The following is an 18,824-nucleotide window of genomic DNA, read 5'->3' on the forward strand; positions in this document are numbered from 1 at the left end:
GTGTTACTGCTTTAACAGCGCCTCGGCAGACAAACCCTGGCGCTCGAGAATCCGACGTAAGCGCTTCAAAGCTTCGACCTGAATCTGTCGCACGCGCTCTCTGGTCAGCCCGATTTCCTGGCCCACCTCTTCCAGAGTACAGCTGTCGTACCCGAGTAGGCCAAAGCGGCGCATGACCACCTCCCGCTGCTTCTGTGAGAGTTGATTCAGCCAATGAGCGACGCTGTCGTGCACGTCATCATCCTGTAACTGCTCTGAAGGGTCGCAGCCGTGTTCATCCGCAACGGTCTCCACGACGGACGAATCGGAGTTCGGTCCCAGGGGCGCATCCATTGAGCTGACTCGCTCATTGAGGCCCATCAAGCGGGAAACTTCTTTAGCCGTTTTATGCGTACGGGAGGCAATTTCACGGGTTGTAGGCTCGTGATCCAGTTGCTGAGTGAGCTCCCGGGCCGCACGCAGGCAGCCATTAAGATCCTTCACAACATGGATAGGTAAACGAATGGTCCGAGCCTGATTCATTATGCCGCGCTCGATGGTTTGACGTATCCACCAGGTTGCATAGGTCGAAAATCTAAAACCGCGCTCGGGGTCAAACTTCTCCACCGCGCGCATAAGGCCCAAATTACCCTCCTCGATAAGATCCAGAAGACTCATGCCTCGATGCAGATAGCGCCGGGCGATTTTTACCACCAGACGCAGATTGCTCTCGATCATACGCTTGCGGGCAGCTTCATCACCTTTCTGTGTAAGGCGCGCGTAGTACTTTTCTTCATCTGCGGTGAGCAGCGGAACGAAGCCAATTTCATTGAGGTAAAGCTGGGTGGGGTCGAGGGTGATCTGACGGGCGTCGTCATCGCTTGTGTCTTTGGGCAAGGACTGAACTGTGCTGTGATCATCAGCGGAGAGCTCAGAAATATCTGGCTCTGAGTCATTCATCGAGGCCAAAGCCTCCCCGGCCAGTCCCGGAACCTCGGACTGGTTTCGCTTATCTCTCCGCGTGCGACCAGCCTTGATGCCTGTGTCGCCTTCGGAACTCCCCTTGGTTCTACCCATGGGTCAGCGTCCTATAAAAAGCCCGGCCATTTCACCGAACAAAGTTCGACTTAAAAAATACTCGGCCAAACAGCTTATATCAGCGCTGCAGCAAAAAACAAGCACCGTGCTAGCGTCTAGGTAGTAACCGCAGTGGGTCCACAGGCCGTCCCCGACGACGTATCTCAAAGTGCAGCTTCACAGAATCTGTACCCGAACTCCCTCGCTGTGCAATCTTTTGCCCAGCGCGAACAACGTCTCCCTCACCTACAAGTAAGGCATCGTTATGGCCGTAGGCACTGAGGTATTCATCGTTGTGTCGCACGATCAACATAAGCCCATAGCCTGCAATACCACTTCCCGCATAGACCACGCTGCCCCCTGCGGTAGCGATTACTGCATCCCCGCGCTTGCCGCTGATGTCGACACCCTTATGCAGATTAGTCTCAAACCGGCGTGTTACTTTTCCCGGCACGGGCCAGCGCCAGCCAGCCACTTTGCGGTTGCTAACAGGCGTTACAGGCTTTGCTGTGTTCCCAGAACTTTTGTCAGACACAGCAGACGAAGCTGAGGGTGTCGAGGCTTTTGGGGTGGACTGGCTACTTGACGTGCCAGGGCTTGGAGTCGACTGCTTAACTGGCACCTTTGCTACAACGCTGGGAGTAGCTTTTGGCGGCACCGTTGGCGTGGACCTCACAACCGTCAGAGGGTCGGCCTCTGCAAGACGTAGCTTCTGCCCGGGAAAGATAGTGAAGGGTGCAGAAATCCCATTAGCCGCAGCCAAACGACGAAAATCCAGGCCGTAACGAAATGCAATGGAGAAAAGCGTGTCGCCGCGAAGCACCGTGTAACGCTGCTCCACTTTTGCCGTACCGGGTCGGCCACGATCTTCTATGGGCGCCAGGGGTTTGTCGGCACATGCAGTCATAAAGGCACTGATACACAGAAGGCACAGTGACGCTATAAACCTTGTCATGTGCTAGCGCTCCAGCCCACCCCAGCGGCTTTCCAGCAGCCAGACAGCAATAAACCCCAGGATCATAAGCGCTACGCAAAGCACTAACTGACTACTCCCAAACAACTCACCGTAGTACTGCGGTGAAACGGGAAACGTTACGCCCCTGTCCCCTGGTAGCGTTTTCCAAGGCCAGACCACGAGAAGGGAGCCGCAGAGAAACCCTGTGAGCGTGGCCAGAGTCGGGCTGTGATGCTCCCGCAGCAAATAGCCAAGCAGCCGAGAAAACGCTAATAGTCCACAACCAGCCCCTGCCGCAAAAAGACCCATTGAAGTGAGCTCCAAGGTCTCTATGGCAGCAAGCACCACGGGATACATTCCCAGCAGAACCAGAATAAAACTGCCCGAGATGCCCGGCAAAATCATTGCACATATGGCAAAAAACCCGGCCACAAAAAAACTCCAGGGCGCCACAGGCAAGACGAAGGCCGGCGAGAGGCCCACTCCCGCGGCAAATGCTGCGCCAAAAAGTAATCCCCCGAGCGCGATCATTGACCACTGCGACACATGGCGGATAAGCACCAGCGCCGATGCCAGGATCAACCCAAAGAAAAACGACCACAGCAACAGTGGCTGGGTTTCTAACAACGATGAGATAACACTGGCCAGGGAAAACACGCTGACCGCTATTCCTAACAGCAATGTCGCCAAAAACGCAGCGTCGCTACGCTCAAAGACCTCTCCCCAACGGCCGGCGAATACGCACCGAATTAGCTTCACGTCAAAGGCGCTAATCGCGGTAATCAAACGATGGTAAATGCCCGTGATAAAGGCCATGGTCCCACCGGATACACCTGGCACAATATCCGCCGCACCCATGAGTACGCCGCGAAGAAAAATACCGGGGAACAGTGCAATAACGGGTGTCTCCGGAGAATCGCCCTCAGCCATTACCGAGTCCCGGGAGCAGCGGTACAAAACGCACGGGCTCTATGTCATAACGCTCAAATCCGGAATCCGTGCGCTCGACGACAACCAGAGTCTGTTCACGACCACCAACAGGCATAACCAATCGGCCTCCGGGCGCCAACTGGGCCAGCAAGGACTGCGGCACCTGCTCGGGAGCAGCAGCTGCCAGTATGCCGTCGAAGGGCGCCTGCGACTCCCAACCGTCGTAGCCGTCACCGTGGCGCATTTGAACGTTCCTGAGCTTTAGCTGGCGCATGCGTTTTCTGGCTGCCAGCAGCAGCGGCTTAATACGTTCCAGGGCATAAACCTCGCCCACAATTCCAGCCAGCACCGCACTTTGATATCCCGAGCCGCTACCAATTTCCAATATCTTTTTTGGATCCCGGCCTGCGATCAACAGCTCGGTCATTCGGGCGACTATGTAGGGCTGTGACAGGGTTTGCTGAAAACCAATAGGCAGCGCCGTGTCCTCGTAGGCCCGATGCGCCATGGCCTCATCCAGAAACAGATGTCGTGGCACGTTGCGCATGGCGTCAAGCACTGCAATATTGGTGATACCCTGCTCCAGCAAGCGTTGCACCAGACGCTCCCGTGTACGCTGGGAGGTCATACCGATACCCGAAATATCTGCTGATCTATTCATGAGCGACTCAGCAAGACCACGGCATGCACGGCTATGCCCTCTTCCCGTCCGACATAACCCAGCTTTTCCGTGGTGGTGGCTTTTACCGAAACCTGGTCCAGATCTGCGAACAGATCGGCTGCAATATTTTTGCGCATGGCAATAACGTGCTGAGCCATTCGCGGTGCTTGCGCAACAATCGTGATATCGGCATTGCCAAGAACGTATTCATGCTCTTTTATGAGGTCTGCGCAGCGCCGTAACAACTCTCTGCTGTCTATACCGGCATTAGCCTGATCTGTGTCCGGAAAATGTTTACCAATGTCTCCCGCGGCAATCGCACCCAGCAGCGCATCGCACAAGGCATGCAACACAACATCACCATCGGAATGTGCAAGCAGCGAACGGTCGTGGGGGATCGATACGCCACCGAGAACAACGGCACCGGGGCCCTGCCCGGATTCCGCAAAGGCATGCACATCGAAGCCATGTCCAATTCGCATCAAATCTCTGTCCCCGCCATATCCCCGTCCTGTGGGTAAATCTGCTTCAGCCAGAAAGCTGCCAGTTGCATATCTGACGCATAGGTTACCTTGAGATTGGCAACCGAGCCTTGTACTAATTGAACATCGAAGCCCGCCGCCTCCATAGCTGAGGCTTCATCAGTAACAACAAAGCCGCTCTCCCGGGCCGCATCTAAGGCCGATCTAAGCTCTCCCACACGAAACATCTGCGGCGTCTGGGCACTCCAAATGCCTGCTCTATCGATGGTGGTCATCACACGCGCCTGACCATCCGCGCGTTTGAGTGTATCTGTAATTGGTACCGCGAGTAGTCCACCGACACCGGTACTACTTACGTTTTGCACGAGTGAGTGCAGGTCCTGAGGAGCTAAACAGGGACGCGCTGCATCGTGCACTAAAACCCAATCCTCATCCTCTGCCGGCAATGCTGCCAGAGCAGCCGCCACAGACGCAGCGCGGCTTGAGCCGCCTGCACAAAAGCTCACTCGCGCATCGCCCAGAGATCCCTCTCTGCTTTGCTGCACATCTGTCTCGGGCACGGCCACCACACAAGCACGCAGCTTCGGATAGGCCAGCAGGGCGCCAACGCTCCAATCCAAAAGGGATCGTCCACCGATCTTGAGATATTGCTTTGACTCACTGCTCGCCATGCGAGATCCACTCCCCGCAGCAGGAACCACCGCCCAGAGTGCGTTCACGGACGGGGCTCGGAAGCTTTGGGCGCAAGCTTATCGGGGTCTACGAACTGGTAATACACTTCGTCGTCACGCGTCAGACCGAGCTCTTCCCGTGCGCGCTGTTCAAGGACGGTATTGCCAGCTTTAAGGTCCATGACCTGTCGACTCAGCTCTTCATTGCGCTCACGCAAAACCGCGTTCTCCCGCTGGGAGTCCTGGGCCTGCTGCCGAAGCTGCAATAACTCCAAACGCCCTCCCTCGCCCCACCACAGGCGATACTGCAGCCCTGCGAGGAGCAACAGAAGTACCAGTAATATCCAGCGCAAAAGGGTAGCTAGCGTGCAAACTCGGCACGCCCGCGATAGGGCGCTGTGGAGCCAAGCTCAGCCTCAATGCGAAGAAGACGGTTGTACTTAGCAACGCGGTCAGAGCGACACAATGAGCCGGTCTTGATCTGGCCTGCGCCGGTAGCCACCGCCAGATCGGCAATAGTGGTGTCCTCTGTTTCACCTGAGCGATGGGAGATTACTGCGGTGTAACCGGCGTCCGCCGCCATGGCAATAGCATCCAGAGTTTCGGTAAGAGTGCCGATTTGATTGAGTTTGATAAGAATTGAGTTGCCCACACCCCGTTCGATGCCTTGGGCAAGAATCTTGGTATTGGTGACGAACAGATCATCACCAACAAGCTGAACACGATCTCCAAGTCGCTCGGTGAGGAGCTTCCAACCATCCCAATCAGACTCATCAAGCCCGTCTTCGATTGATAAAATCGGATGCGCATCGGCCAGCCCTGCAAGGTACTCGGTAAACCCTGCGCTATCGAAATCACGGCCATCACCACCCAGCCAGTAACGACCATCGCGGTAGAACTCCGAGGCTGCGCAGTCAAGCGCCAACGTTACATCAGTGCCCAGGGTGTAGCCCGCGTTTGACACTGCTTCGGCGATAACATCCAGCGCGGCTTCATTGGATGGCAGGTCCGGAGCAAAGCCACCCTCGTCACCCACGGCGGTACTTAAACCCCTTGCAGACAGCACTTTCTTGAGATGATGAAAGATCTCCGCGCCGCAGCGCAGCGCCTCAGCAAAGCTGCTTGCCGCAACCGGCTGAATCATAAATTCCTGAATGTCGACATTGTTATCGGCGTGCTCCCCGCCATTGATGATGTTCATCATCGGCACAGGCATGCTGAGCGATCCGCGACCGTAAAGCGCTGCGATGTGAGCATAAAGCGGCTTCCCCGCCGCAATAGCCGCCGCACGCGCGGCCGCCAGAGAAACAGCCAGCATGGCATTAGCGCCCAGAGATTCTTTATTTTCTGTGCCATCGAGCTCAAGCATGGCGTCGTCAAGATGTCGCTGCGCAGAAGCATCCATTCCCAGCAAAGCGGTGCGCAGAGCACCATTAATATTTCCCACCGCCTTGGTGACGCCTTTACCGAGATAACGATTGGGGTCTGCGTCGCGCAGTTCCAGAGCTTCCCGGGACCCGGTGGAGGCACCGGAAGGAGCGAATGCAGATGCCGAGGCGCCACAATCAAGCGTCACTTCAGCCATGACCGTGGGATTCCCGCGGGAATCCAGCACCTCAAAACCCTGAACGTCAGTAATTCTGCTCACTTTTGACTCTCCCTGAATCATCGTTGAATGCTAACCCGAGCACCCATGTATCGTCGCAATATCGATTTCAGCACCCAATAAGAACTCAATCTATGTTGAGTTTGGGCAAACCTTTCACAAGAGTATCTACCGCCTGAACTTGCTCGAGAAACGGACGCAACTTATCCAGAGGTAAAGCGCTGGGACCATCACAGAGCGCCTTATCCGGATTTGGGTGAGACTCGAGAAACAGTCCTGCCAAGCCCACTGCCATACCCGCGCGGGCCAACTCCGTAACCTGAGATCGACGACCGCCAGAAGCAGCACCCATAGGATCCCGGCATTGCAGGGCGTGGGTCACGTCGAAAATTTGCGGCACACCCTTGGTAGCAGCTCGCATCACGCCAAAACCGAGCATATCGACCACAAGATTATCGTATCCGTAGTTACTACCGCGCTCACAGATCATGAGTCGTTCGTTACCGCACTCTCGAAACTTTTCAACGACATTGCCCATCTGCGCTGGCGACAGAAACTGCGGCTTTTTGATGTTAATTGCAGCACCGGTCTCGGCCATGGCTCGCACCAGATCGGTCTGCCTGGCAAGAAAAGCTGGTAACTGAATAATATCGCAGACCTCTGCTGCTGGCGCCGCTTGATCAGGCGCATGCACATCAGTGATCAAAGGCACGTTAAATCGCGACTTAACGTCCGCCAGAATTTCCAGGCCTTTTGCCAAGCCAGGCCCGCGAAAAGAGTGTATGGAAGAGCGATTCGCCTTATCGTAAGAGGCTTTAAAGACCAGTGGAATACCCAGATCAGCACACACGCTCACGTACTCTGCAGCGACCTCCAATGCGAATTCCCGGCTCTCCAGAACATTCACACCGCCCAAAAGCACAAAGGGCGCATCGTTAGCGATGCGCAGATCACCCAGCTCTACGGTTGTTGTCATCGGCATAACCTCAATATCAGGGCTCAGCCTGCCGCAGTATCACGGGCATGGCGGTTACCCGCAGCATGCTGACAAGCTGCTTGTATGTAACTGGTAAATAGCGGATGACCGCCTCGAGGCCGGGAGGTGAACTCCGGATGAAACTGGCAGGCAACAAACCAGGCGTGTTCGGGCAATTCGACCATCTCAACTAGCGACCTGTCCTCAGACCAGCCTGCTATGACCATGCCATGTTCCTGAAGCGTGCTCACATAATTGTCATTCACTTCGTAGCGATGACGATGGCGTTCGTGGATTACAGGAGCACCGTAAATGTCGCGAATGCGCGTTCCCTCTTCCAGATGGCATGGCTGAGAGCCGAGTCGCATGGTACCGCCAAGATCCGAAGTCTCGTCCCGCTGCTCAGTGCTGCCGTCGGCATTCTTCCACTCGGTAATCAGCGCCACGATAGGATGCGGCGTCTGCGGAGCCATTTCCGAGGAATGAGCTCCCTCCAGCCCACATACATTTCGTGCATACTCCACAAGTGCGACGTGCATGCCCAGACAAATCCCCAGAAAAGGGATGTCGTTCTCCCGGGCAAAACGCACGGCTTGAATTTTCCCCTCTACGCCACGGTCACCAAAGCCTCCGGGCACCAGAATAGCGTCGGCACCTTCCAAAACACCCGTACCGTTGCGCTCAATATCCTCGGCCTCGACGTAGTCGATCTTTACATCAGTGAGCGTCTGTAAGCCGGCGTGGGCGAGCGCTTCATTTAGCGACTTATAAGCGTCAGGCAGCTCCATGTACTTACCAACCATCGCCACCCGAACGGTCGCCTGCCTATCAGCAAGCTCTCGCTGAAGCACTTCATCCCACTCACTCAGATCTGCAGGAGGGCAATCGAGGCCGAACCGCTCCACCACAAAATCATCCAGCCCATTTGCATGCAACGCGCGGGGAATACTGTAAATGGTGTCAGCATCCAAAAGCGGGATAACGGCCCGCGCCTCAACGTTGGTGAATAGGGCAATCTTGCTACAGGCACTTTCCTCGATGGGGACCGTGGATCGGCAAAGAAGCACATCTGGCTGCAAACCAATGGAACGCAGCTCTTTCACCGAGTGCTGGGTAGGCTTGGTTTTGATCTCGCCTGCGGTAGCGATATAAGGCACCAGGGTGAGGTGCATCAGCAGCGCCCGGGAAGGCCCCATCTCGACCTTTAGCTGACGCGCGGCTTCCAAAAACGGCAAACCTTCGATATCACCCACCGTGCCACCAATCTCGACCACAGCAACATCGGCGTCACCGGCTCCCGCCAGCACCCGTCGCTTAATCTCGTCGGTAATATGTGGAATGACCTGAACCGTACCGCCGAGATAGTCTCCGCGACGTTCCTTGGCCAGCACCTGGTTGTAAACACGACCCGTGGTGAAGTTGTTCCTGCGGCTCATCACCGCGCGGGTGAATCGCTCGTAATGCCCCAGATCAAGGTCGGTTTCGGCACCGTCATCGGTGACATACACCTCACCGTGCTGAAACGGGCTCATAGTTCCGGGATCAATATTGATATAGGGATCGAGCTTTAGAAGGGTAACCTTCAGACCACGGGCTTCAAGAACCGCCGCCAGCGATGCCGCTGCGATTCCTTTACCTAGAGAAGAAACTACACCACCAGTCACAAAGACTAATCGCGTCATGTCACGCCTTCCTGTTGACTCTGCCCCGGACGAGCAAGACTGTCATCAATCCGGGCCCGCGACCATGCGATAAGATGGGATATCAAACTAACAGAAAGCGCCCCCGCGCTCAATCAGAAACCTGCATTGAGTGCGTTATTTCTGCCTAATTTCTTCCCTTTCCCAAACAAGTTCAACCCCGAGCGAGACTGCCCGCGGGGAGCGCAGCAAATGCGCGACTGCCAGAAGCTCCTCACCAGCGGCAGAGTTTTGCACCAGCAGAGGCAAACAATTGCGCCACCATGGTGGTACTGCCTGCTCCTGAAAGACCGTTTTCAGATCCTTATGATGGCCGCTGGCCAGTGCGAGACGCTCCCCCCCACGGCGCGTGCAAAGGCTCAGATCCGGCAACAGCTCGCCTTCAGCCCCCATCAGAGTCAGCTTACCCATGCCAGGCCAGGACAGCGTCTCTCCCAGCTGTATGGCCCGGGTCTTCGACGCCGGGTCCAGCTGTCGAGGGTGGAGATACACCGCGTCGCGATAACGCTCAATGGTCCAATCAGAACCACACAGCTGGGCACCAGCGCCTTCTCGCATCTGCCGCAGGAATTCCAACAAACGAGCGGCCGGTGGTGCCAACAATGACCGCTCTTTAAGCCACTGCCTCAGAGCCAGTGCCGCCAGCGCAGGCTCCCGCGGCAAATCATCGATGGCAAAGCCGGGATCACCCAGGCTTCCATATACGGTTTTCATTACCGGACCAGGAAGATGCTCGCTTAATTCCCGCAGCTGGGTCGCCGCGCGAGAGAGCGTGGACCGGTACCCTGGCCAGCGCTTTGCAAGCAATGGCATGATTTCCTGGCGCAGATAGTTTCGATCAAAGCGCGTATCGGCATTGCTTGGATCATCGATCCAGACCAGGTCATGGTCCATCGCATAGGCTTGCAAATCGCTGCGGGGAAGATCCAACAAAGGACGCAGCAGCGAACCATGACCCAGGGGGCGGGCCACAGGTATGGAGACCAGACCTTGAGGACCGGCCCCGCGGAGCAGCCTCAACAAGAGGGTTTCAGCCTGATCATCCTGGTGATGCGCCATCAACAAGACGGCACCCGGCTCGATGCAGGACTCAAACCAACGATAGCGTGCGGTTCGCGCGGCGGCTTCAACACCGTGGCCACTTTCATGCAACTCTAGCCGGGTAGAGCTAAAAGGAATATTCCATCGTGAGCACAGCTCAGCGCATTGATTTGCCCATCGATCCGCATCCCTGTTCAGACCATGGTTGGCGTGCAAGGCGATCACGGGCCCAGCAAAAGCGGCTTTTACTCCATGCAGCAGCACCGTTGAATCCAGACCACCGCTAAAGGCCACATAAACACCCGCAGCCCTGTCCAGCGTGGCCGCGTGCCGTTCAAAGGCTTGAAGAACGGGGTTTTGAGCCACCCCTTGAGGACTCTCAGTTACCGTAGGCGAGGAGTCTCGCATAACGGGCTTCGAGCATATCCTCGGTGCTCATGGCCTTGAGCTTATCCAGCTCTCCAGACACATGCTCACGAATTCGCTCTGCCATCAGCTCAGCATTCCGATGTGCTCCACCAAGAGGCTCAGGAATGCTGGCATCCACGATACCGAGCTCTTTGAGCTTGTCTGAGGTCACGCCCATGGCCGCCGCTGCGTCCGAGGCGAACTCCGAGGATTTCCAGATAATGTTGGCGCAACCTTCTGGAGAAATCACGAAATAGGTGGCGTACTGCAGCATCGCCAGGTGGTCGGCCACGCCTATACCCAGGGCACCACCGGAACTTCCCTCGCCGATCACGACAGAAACAATCGGCGTTCGCAGTCGAGACATCACCGCCAAATTCGTGGCAATTGACTCAGAAATACCCCGCTCTTCAGAATCGATACCCGGATATGCTCCCGGTGTGTCAATCAGGGTTATCACTGGCAGACTGAAACGTTCGGCCGTCTCCATAAGACGCAGGGCTTTGCGGTAACCTTCCGGCTTGGGCATGCCAAAATTACGATATACCTTGTCTTTGACCGTGCGCCCCTTCTCCTGACCAATCACCATGACTGACTCGCCGTTCAAGCGCGCAATGCCGCCGACGATCGCTTTGTCGTCGCCAAAATGGCGGTCACCGTGAAGCTCATCAAAGTCATCAAAAATCAACGGAAGGTAGTCAAGCGTATAGGGCCTCAGTGGATGTCTTGCGACACGCACCACATCCCAGGGGCTAAGATTGGAGAAAATCTTCTCGGTAAGCTTGGAGCTTTTGGCTTTTAATTCGTCAAGTTCGCTGGAGAGATTAAGTTCTGCTCCAGAGCCCACATGCCGCAATTCCTCGATCTTGACCTCGAGCTCGGCGATCGGCTGTTCAAAATCCAGATAATTGGGGTTCATGGGCGACGTCAACGACTAGACTATGGGTTAGCTTTAGGATTCTACCCAAAAGCGCGCCGCGCCTCCATGGTCTAAATCGCCGACTTCATCCGACCAGTGTAATCATCACCCCAGCTGCCACGGCTGAGCCAATGACGCCGGCCACATTTGGGCCCATGGCATGCATCAGCAGGAAGTTATGGGGGTTTTCTTCCAGACCCAGTTTATTGCTGACCCGCGCCGCCATAGGCACTGCCGAAACCCCCGCCGAGCCGATGAGGGGATTGATGGGCGTACCTCCCAAACGGTTCATTAACTTGGCCAGCAGAACACCGGACGCCGTGCCCACACTAAAAGCCACGATACCCAGACCCAGAATTCCCAGTGTGTTGACGTCCAAAAACTTATCCGCCACAAGCTTGGATCCCACGGCGAGTCCCAGAAATATCGTGGTGATATTGATTAGCGCATTTTGTGCCGCGGCGCTTAATCGCTCCACAACACCGCATTCACGCATCAAATTTCCAAAACACAGCATACCCAACAAAGGCGCAGCATCGGGTAACAACAAGGCCACCAGAATCAGTAGCATCAGCGGAAAGCTGATCTTTTCCCTGCGGCTAACCTCACGCAGCTGCACCATGACGATTTGTCGCTCCTGGGCAGTTGTGAGCGCACGCATGATCGGTGGCTGAATCAATGGTACCAATGCCATGTACGAGTAGGCAGCAACGGCAATAGCACCGAGCAGATCAGGTGCTAACAGGCTGGAGACATAAATCGCCGTAGGGCCATCCGCACCGCCAATGATGCCGATGGCCGCAGACTGAGCGAGACTGAAATCAGTCAAACCCATAGATGTAAGGCCTACCGCACCGATGACCGTAGCAAAAATCCCGAACTGCGCCGCAGCACCCAAAAGAAGCGTGCGGGGGTTTGCCAGGAGCGGACCAAAGTCAGTCATCGCGCCCACACCCATGAAAATCACCAGCGGGGCGACACCACTACCGATGGCAACACTGTAAAAGCTATACAACATGCCATCGCTAAGACCCGTATCGCGAGCGAGCTGGAGCGCCTCCCACTGGAGAGCCTGCGGGGCAATATCAAGGGCCGCCGCAATGCTGGCCGGATCAGCTGAGGTAGAAAGCAAGGCCGACAGAGCCACAAGCAACTCACTGTTTGCACCATGCAGCGCTTTATCCAGTGCTGAGTACGCCAGCCCAGCGCCCGGTATATTCGCCAACAAACCACCAAATCCGATAGGCACCAACAAGAGGGGTTCAAAGCGACGATGAATCGCCAGATACAAAAGCAAAAGAGCGATGCCCAGCATCACTGCCGAGCCAATATCCATCTGGGCCAGCCCTGACGCGGCCCATAGCTGGGCTAGGCGCTCCATCAGTGCGTATCCAGCTCCAATAAGGCGTCACCCACCGCAACAGAATCACCTGCTGATACGATGAGCTGACTGACAACACCCCCCTTTGGCGCGCGAACTTCTGTTTCCATTTTCATGGCTTCGAGAATGAGCACGACATCACCCGCTTCCACGGCATCGCCCACGGCCACGGCAAGACTGACAATATTGCCCGCCAAGGGAGCATTGACCGACTCGGCGTTAACCGCTGCGACTGGTTGTGCAGCGACAGCTGGCGCGCTGGCCACGGGGGCAATATTGCTCACATCACCCCCTTCGGCCACCTCTACGACAAAGCGCTGCCCATTTACAGACACTGTATACACACCGGAATCTCCTCCAGCCGCTGACGCGCTCGGCGTTGCAGTTGTTGTCGCTGCCGGTGGAGCTTCAACGACCGGCTCATTACCCGGCGCAGGTTCAAAAGCGCTGGCATCGCCACGCTTATCTAAAAAGCGCAGTCCAATCTGCGGGAACAGTGCATAGGTGAGGGCGTCATCGACCGCCCCCTCCCCCGGAGCGAGGGCAATACCTTTCTCTTTTGCCAAAGATTGCAGCTCATGCTGTAGCACCTCCATCTCAGGGGCCAGCAAATCTGCAGGACGACAGGTAATAACCTCGCCTCCATCAAGCACACGCTGTTGTAAGGCGCTATTGACCGGAGCCGGCGTAACGCCGTATTCACCCTTTAGTACACCGGCTGTTTCTCGAGAAATGGATTTGTAGCGCTCCCCGGTAATCACGTTCAGCACAGCCTGAGATCCCACAATCTGGGAGGTCGGTGTAACCAGGGGAATGAATCCCAGATCTTCGCGCACGGCGGGGATTTCTTCCAATACCTCACCAAGTCGATCCCCCGCGTTTTGCTCCCGCAGCTGATTCTCCATATTAGTGAGCATTCCGCCGGGAACCTGCGCCACAAGAATTCGGGAGTCCACGCCTCGCAAGGAACCCTCGAACTTTGCGTACTTTTTGCGCACCTCCCGAAAATAGCCAGCGATGCGCTCCAGCGCGACCAGATCCAGGCCCGTATCGCGCTCGGTGCCTTCTAAAATTGCGACCAGAGCTTCGGTCGGTGAATGCCCATAGGTCATGCTCATGCTCGAGACAGCGGTATCAATATTGTCGATACCCGCCTCGATGCACTTAAGATTGGTAGCAGTGGACAGGCCTGTTGTGGCGTGGCATTGCATATGAATAGGAATAGAGCAGGCCGCTTTTAGCTTTGTGACCAGTTCAAAACCAACATAGGGACGCAGCAGACCCGCCATATCTTTAATGGCAATAGAGTCAGCGCCCATATCTTCGATGCGCCGCCCCTGATCAACCCATCCATCAATGTCGTGTACCGGACTCAAGGTGTACGCGATCGTCCCCTGTGCATGCTTGCCCTGATTTTTTACCGCTTTAAGCGCCGTCTCGATATTGCGCATATCGTTCATTGCATCAAAAACCCGAAACACATCCACGCCGTTGGTGGCCGCACGCTCAACAAACTTGTCCACTACATCATCAGCGTAGTGACGATATCCCAGAAGGTTTTGACCTCGCAGCAGCATCTGTTGCGGCGTCTTTGGCATAGCCTTCTTGAGCTCCCGGATTCGATCCCAGGGGTCCTCTCCCAGATATCGAATGCAGGCATCGAAGGTCGCCCCGCCCCAGGACTCCATGGACCAAAACCCAATCTCGTCCAGCTGCGCGGCAATGGGCAACATGTCGTCCAGACGCAGACGCGTCGCAAACAGTGATTGGTGCGCATCGCGCAGGACAAGCTCGGTAATACCCAGTTTTCCAGGTTGGTCAGACATGCGCTTTCCTTTGATCAAGATCAGATGCAGATGAAACAAGGCCACGCCCACGGTGCTGGTGCACCGCAGCGGCTATTGCAGCCAGTAGTTCCGGGGATGGCGCCGAAGAGGCCTGCGGTGGCCTCGCACTGCGCCTGGGCGTCGCAAGGAGGGGTTCGGGAAAGAAGCGCTGGATAAATAACGACATCAGCCTTGTGGCAAAAACCAAAAGCGTCAGGAACACCACCACCGTGCCCATACCATAAACCAGCAATTCAAGACCCTGCGAAAGCAGATTGGCACTCATGAGATTCTCCAATGATGCCCCATGATAAACGAGGCAGGTGCTCCGGGTCACGGTAGCTGTTCCCCATTGCAAGTCTGCGTATACTCTTACTCCGTGACTGTCGAACCTCTACCCCGCATTCTACTGGCGCCTATGGAAGGCGTTATCGATCACACCATGCGCGAACTGCTAACCCGGTTCGATGGTGTAGATCGCTGCGTCACTGAATTCATGCGCGTGAGTCACGAACTGCTGCCCGCGCGCGTGTTTCACCGTATATGCCCTGAACTCGCTCAGGGTGGGCGGACATCATCGGGGGTTCCGGTATACCTGCAAATACTGGGCGGCGATCCGACTGTGGTGGCAGAAAACGCCGCCCGTGGCGCAGAACTCGGAGCGCCGGGCATCGACTTGAACTTCGGCTGCCCCGCCAAAACGGTAAACCGCTCTGATGGCGGCTCAATTATTCTGCGCGAACCCCAGCGCGTGCACGCCATCGTAGCTGCCGCTCGCCGGGCACTCCCGATATCGGTTCCCCTAAGCGTCAAGATTCGCCTGGGCTTTGAGGACCGAGACAAGTTTCTCGACATAGTCTCGGGCATCGATGCGGCAAATCCCAGTGAGCTGGTAATCCATGCACGCACACGCGCAGATGGCTACCGACCTCCCGCCTACTGGGATCAAATTGCCCTGGCCCGCTCGGTCACCGACATACCACTGGTGGCGAACGGTGAGATATGGGGCGTCGGTGACGCACAGTTGGCCAGAGAAAAGAGCGGCACCCGGGATCTGATGCTTGGCCGGGGCGTATTGTGCAGACCCGATCTCCCACGACTTGTTCGCGCGGCGGATCTGGGTATTGAACAAAACGCATTAAGCTGGGACGACATCCGCGGTCTGCTGCTGACATACCTCGCGGTGACGCTGGACACTTACGACGCCCGTTACGCCGTTAATCCCATCAAGCAATGGCTGGGGTACCTCAGGCACTACTATCCGCAAGCCGCAGCAATGTTTGCGGTGATCAAACGTATTTTGGACCCCGAACAACTAAGACAGGCCATAGCAGGCGATGACAACACCGCTTCCATAGCGGCCTAGCGACAAGAAAAGGGAGCACTACATGACAACTGCCGTCGCAGACGTTCCACTCGTGAGGGATGACACAGGATTTTTCGGGCATCCCAAAGGCCTGATGATCTGCTTTGCCACAGAAATGTGGGAGCGCTTTTCCTTTTATGGCATGAAATACCTGCTGCTGCTGTATCTCACGAAATACCACCTGTTCACTGACGCCGAGGGACTTGAGGTGCTCGGCGGCTATGCCGCGCTGGTTTACGCCATGCCGGTTATAGGAGGGCTCCTGGCTGACCGCTACCTCGGAATGCGAAAGTCCGTGATTCTTGGCGGGCTTTTACTGGTAGCCGGACATCTGGGCATGGCGGTGGAAGGCGAGCAGGCCCGAATGGTGGGAGACAATATTGCGCGCGACACCCAAGCCTTGCAGGTGTTTTATGCATCCCTCGCGCTCATCGTAATTGGTGTGGGATTTCTCAAACCGAACATCTCAACGATTGTCGGCAAGCTTTATGCTAAGGATGATCCTCGTCGGGATTCTGGCTTCACAATCTTTTATATGGGCATCAACCTCGGGTCTTTCAGCGCTACGCTGCTGTGCGGTTATCTGGGCGAGACCTATGGTTGGAGCTATGGTTTTGGTGCTGCGGGTATTGGAATGCTTGTGGGACTAGCCACCTTTATCTACGGCCAACGCTATCTTGCCGGCCTAGCTGAACCCCCCGAAGATGGCAAGCTGAAAGAGCGCACGGTCATCGGCCTCAGCAAAGAACACACTATCTACGCCAGTTCCCTGCTCGCAGTCGCCGTGGTCTGGCAAATGTTGCAATTTCATGCTGCCGTGGGCCTCCTTCTGAATACGCTCTCGGTGCTGGTTTTGGCGGGACTGGCCTGGTTCATCGTAGCGCGCTGTAATGCCGTTGAACGCAGCCGTATGATCGTGCTCATCATACTGACTATGTCCACGGTCGTGTTCTGGGCCCTCTTTGAACAGAGCGCAGCCTCTATGACGTTGTTTGCGGACCGGGTCATGGACCGCGAGGTCTTTGGACTCACACTCACCGCCTCTCAGTATGGCGCGCTCAACTCAATGTTTATTTTCATGTTTGCGCCCTTCTTTGCATGGCTGTGGACGGTACTAGGCAGACGCGGGCTTGAGCCCTCGACACCCGTGAAATTTGCCCTGGGAATCGCTCAGGCTGGTCTTGGCTTTGGCGCATTGATGATTGGTGCCGCAAACCCGGACCAGGCGGGACTTGTCTCAGGCTACTGGATGGTCCTCGCTTACTTGCTGCATACCTGTGGCGAGCTTTGTCTATCGCCCGTAGGCTTATCGGCCGTCACTAAACTGGCGGTTCCCAGCGTCGTTGGCGTCATGATGGGCTCCTGGTTTTTGGCAACCGCTTACTCAGAGTTCGTTGCTGCGCAATTGGCAAAACTTGCGGCCATCGAAACCAGCAGCGGCAGCGTCACTGACACCGCCGGCGCATTGACGACCTACGGAGAACTCTTTAGCAGTCTGTTTTGGCTGGGCTTGGGAGCGGGTGTTCTTATGCTCTTGCTGTCGCCACTCCTGCGTCGCATGATGCACGGTATTCACTAAGCGCAGGAAACTACAATGACAGAGCGCAGCTTCGACATTGTGCTGTTTGGGGCCACAGGCTTTACCGGCCAATTAGTGGCCGAGTATCTGCTTGAGCGCTACGGCAGCGACGGCGAATTACGCTGGGCACTGGCAGGCCGAAACCTGGCCAAGCTCGAATCGGTGCGTCAAACCTTACAGGGCGTTAGACCCAAACACCCGCTGACGCTGATCACCGCGGACAGCGGCGATCTCAACGCGCTGACCGAACTTGCAGCCAGTACACGGGTGGTTTGCAGCACCGTGGGGCCTTACGCCCAACACGGTAGTGAATTAGTCGCAGCCTGCGCAGCACAGGGAACTGATTACTGCGACCTCACCGGCGAAGTGCCCTGGATCGCCCGAATGATTGGCTTACATCAAGGCACCGCACAGGAGTCCGGTGCACGCATTGTGCACTGCTGCGGGTTTGATTCAGTCCCGTCTGACCTTGGCAATTGGTTTGTGCAACAAGCCATGCAAGAGCAACACGGCGTTACAGCCTCGCGAGTTCGCGGGCGAGTGGGCAAGACTCGGGGCGCGGCCAGCGGCGGAACCGTGGCCAGTCTGCTTGGGGTAATGGAAGAGGCCGGGCGTGATCCGGCGCTCCGCAATTTGCTGCGGGACAAATACTGCCTGTATCCCGAGCACGAAGAACCGGGACCGCTGGTAAAGGACCAATACACACCCGTCTTCGACCCCTGTTTTGAACAATGGACCACACCCTTCGTGATGGCGCTGATTAATGAGCGCGTGGTAAGGCGCAGCAATGCCTTGCTGGATTTCCCCTGGGGGCGGGGCTTTAACTACGATGAAAGCCAACTGTGCAGCAGTCGCGCGCAGGCGCTGGCAATCAGTCTGGGTATGGGGGCAGCAATGCTCATCGCAAGCAACACTCTGGGACGTAATGCGATGGCTCGCTGGCTACCCAAACCGGGCGAAGGGCCGGATCGCGATGCTCGGGAAAAAGGCTTCTTCGAGCTATTCTTCCATGCCGAACACCCCGAGGACTCCAAAAAGTCCCTCCGCGCTCGTGTCAGTGGAGATCGCGATCCGGGCTATGGTTCGACCTCACGCATGCTTGGAGAAGCGGCTGTCTCTCTGGCAAAAGACCCGGCGACGGTCGCTGGTGGTATCTGGACCCCTGCATCGGCTTTGGCCCCCGCGCTCATACCTCGACTGGAACAAAACGCAGGACTTCAGTTCAGCCTGATCTCCGCCGAATAATGAGCTGCGATGCAGCTGGAAC

18 protein-coding genes are annotated in these 18,824 nt (G+C 56.3%); 3 read left to right on the forward strand and 15 right to left on the reverse strand.

What is annotated here, in order from left to right:
* Positions 1-3 precede the first annotated feature (3 nt).
* The 15 genes from rpoS to R0135_RS05450 all read right to left on the reverse strand — a co-directional run bounded on the left by rpoS (position 4) and on the right by R0135_RS05450 (position 14,898).
* Positions 4-939 (reverse strand): RNA polymerase sigma factor RpoS, encoded by a 936-nt coding sequence (gene rpoS / locus R0135_RS05380; protein ID WP_407349883.1) that lies wholly within the window; start codon positions 937-939, stop codon positions 4-6.
* Positions 940-1,165: 226 nt separating this feature from the next.
* A complete protein-coding gene (locus tag R0135_RS05385; protein ID WP_407349228.1) occupies positions 1,166-2,011 on the reverse strand; it encodes a peptidoglycan DD-metalloendopeptidase family protein in 846 nt (281 codons plus the stop codon).
* A 3-nt stretch (positions 2,012-2,014) separates the two neighbouring features.
* On the reverse strand, positions 2,015-2,941 hold the full coding sequence (locus R0135_RS05390; RefSeq protein ID WP_407349229.1) for a DUF368 domain-containing protein: 927 nt from the start codon (positions 2,939-2,941) through the stop codon (positions 2,015-2,017).
* Entirely contained in the window at positions 2,934-3,602 is a 669-nt protein-coding gene (locus R0135_RS05395) for a protein-L-isoaspartate(D-aspartate) O-methyltransferase (protein WP_407349230.1), read from the reverse strand. Before R0135_RS05395 ends, R0135_RS05390 begins: the two co-directional genes overlap by 8 nt.
* Positions 3,599-4,084, reverse strand: coding sequence for a 2-C-methyl-D-erythritol 2,4-cyclodiphosphate synthase (ispF, locus tag R0135_RS05400; protein WP_407349231.1), 486 nt, complete (start codon positions 4,082-4,084; stop codon positions 3,599-3,601). The genes R0135_RS05395 and ispF overlap by 4 nt, the downstream gene beginning before the upstream one ends.
* Positions 4,084-4,803, reverse strand: a complete 720-nt coding sequence (gene ispD, locus R0135_RS05405) for a 2-C-methyl-D-erythritol 4-phosphate cytidylyltransferase (protein WP_407349232.1) — start codon at positions 4,801-4,803, stop codon at positions 4,084-4,086. Before ispD ends, ispF begins: the two co-directional genes overlap by 1 nt.
* The gene (gene ftsB, locus R0135_RS05410) at positions 4,800-5,108 is read right to left on the reverse strand and encodes a cell division protein FtsB (RefSeq protein ID WP_407349233.1); all 309 of its coding nucleotides are present in this window, start codon (positions 5,106-5,108) and stop codon (positions 4,800-4,802) included. The genes ispD and ftsB overlap by 4 nt, the downstream gene beginning before the upstream one ends.
* An 8-nt stretch (positions 5,109-5,116) precedes the next feature.
* Entirely contained in the window at positions 5,117-6,403 is a 1,287-nt protein-coding gene (gene eno / locus R0135_RS05415; protein WP_407349234.1) for a phosphopyruvate hydratase, read from the reverse strand.
* Between the two features lie 85 nt (positions 6,404-6,488).
* Positions 6,489-7,337, reverse strand: a complete 849-nt coding sequence (kdsA, locus tag R0135_RS05420; protein ID WP_407349235.1) for a 3-deoxy-8-phosphooctulonate synthase — start codon at positions 7,335-7,337, stop codon at positions 6,489-6,491.
* Between the two features lie 23 nt (positions 7,338-7,360).
* Entirely contained in the window at positions 7,361-9,019 is a 1,659-nt protein-coding gene (locus tag R0135_RS05425; protein WP_407349236.1) for a CTP synthase, read from the reverse strand.
* Between the two features lie 135 nt (positions 9,020-9,154).
* Positions 9,155-10,486, reverse strand: coding sequence for a tRNA lysidine(34) synthetase TilS (gene tilS / locus R0135_RS05430; protein WP_407349237.1), 1,332 nt, complete (start codon positions 10,484-10,486; stop codon positions 9,155-9,157).
* The gene (locus tag R0135_RS05435; protein WP_407349238.1) at positions 10,458-11,405 is read right to left on the reverse strand and encodes an acetyl-CoA carboxylase carboxyltransferase subunit alpha; all 948 of its coding nucleotides are present in this window, start codon (positions 11,403-11,405) and stop codon (positions 10,458-10,460) included. The genes tilS and R0135_RS05435 overlap by 29 nt, the downstream gene beginning before the upstream one ends.
* 85 nt (positions 11,406-11,490) lie before the next feature.
* A complete protein-coding gene (locus R0135_RS05440) occupies positions 11,491-12,786 on the reverse strand; it encodes a sodium ion-translocating decarboxylase subunit beta (RefSeq protein ID WP_407349239.1) in 1,296 nt (431 codons plus the stop codon).
* Entirely contained in the window at positions 12,786-14,612 is a 1,827-nt protein-coding gene (gene oadA, locus R0135_RS05445; RefSeq protein ID WP_407349240.1) for a sodium-extruding oxaloacetate decarboxylase subunit alpha, read from the reverse strand. Before oadA ends, R0135_RS05440 begins: the two co-directional genes overlap by 1 nt.
* On the reverse strand, positions 14,605-14,898 hold the full coding sequence (locus tag R0135_RS05450; protein ID WP_407349241.1) for an OadG family protein: 294 nt from the start codon (positions 14,896-14,898) through the stop codon (positions 14,605-14,607). Before R0135_RS05450 ends, oadA begins: the two co-directional genes overlap by 8 nt.
* 93 nt (positions 14,899-14,991) lie before the next feature.
* Between R0135_RS05450 and R0135_RS05455 the strand changes: the two genes are divergently transcribed.
* From R0135_RS05455 to R0135_RS05465, 3 genes are read left to right on the forward strand one after another with little or no spacing between them, the layout of a single operon-like run.
* On the forward strand, positions 14,992-15,978 hold the full coding sequence (locus R0135_RS05455) for a tRNA dihydrouridine synthase (RefSeq protein ID WP_407349242.1): 987 nt from the start codon (positions 14,992-14,994) through the stop codon (positions 15,976-15,978).
* A 22-nt stretch (positions 15,979-16,000) separates the two neighbouring features.
* Positions 16,001-17,557, forward strand: coding sequence for a peptide MFS transporter (locus R0135_RS05460; protein ID WP_407349243.1), 1,557 nt, complete (start codon positions 16,001-16,003; stop codon positions 17,555-17,557).
* Between the two features lie 15 nt (positions 17,558-17,572).
* Positions 17,573-18,802, forward strand: a complete 1,230-nt coding sequence (locus R0135_RS05465) for a saccharopine dehydrogenase family protein (protein WP_407349244.1) — start codon at positions 17,573-17,575, stop codon at positions 18,800-18,802.
* Positions 18,803-18,824: the final 22 nt, after the last annotated feature.

It is taken from the genome of Congregibacter variabilis, assembly GCF_045689235.1.
Classification (GTDB): Bacteria; Pseudomonadota; Gammaproteobacteria; order Pseudomonadales; family Halieaceae; genus Congregibacter; species Congregibacter variabilis.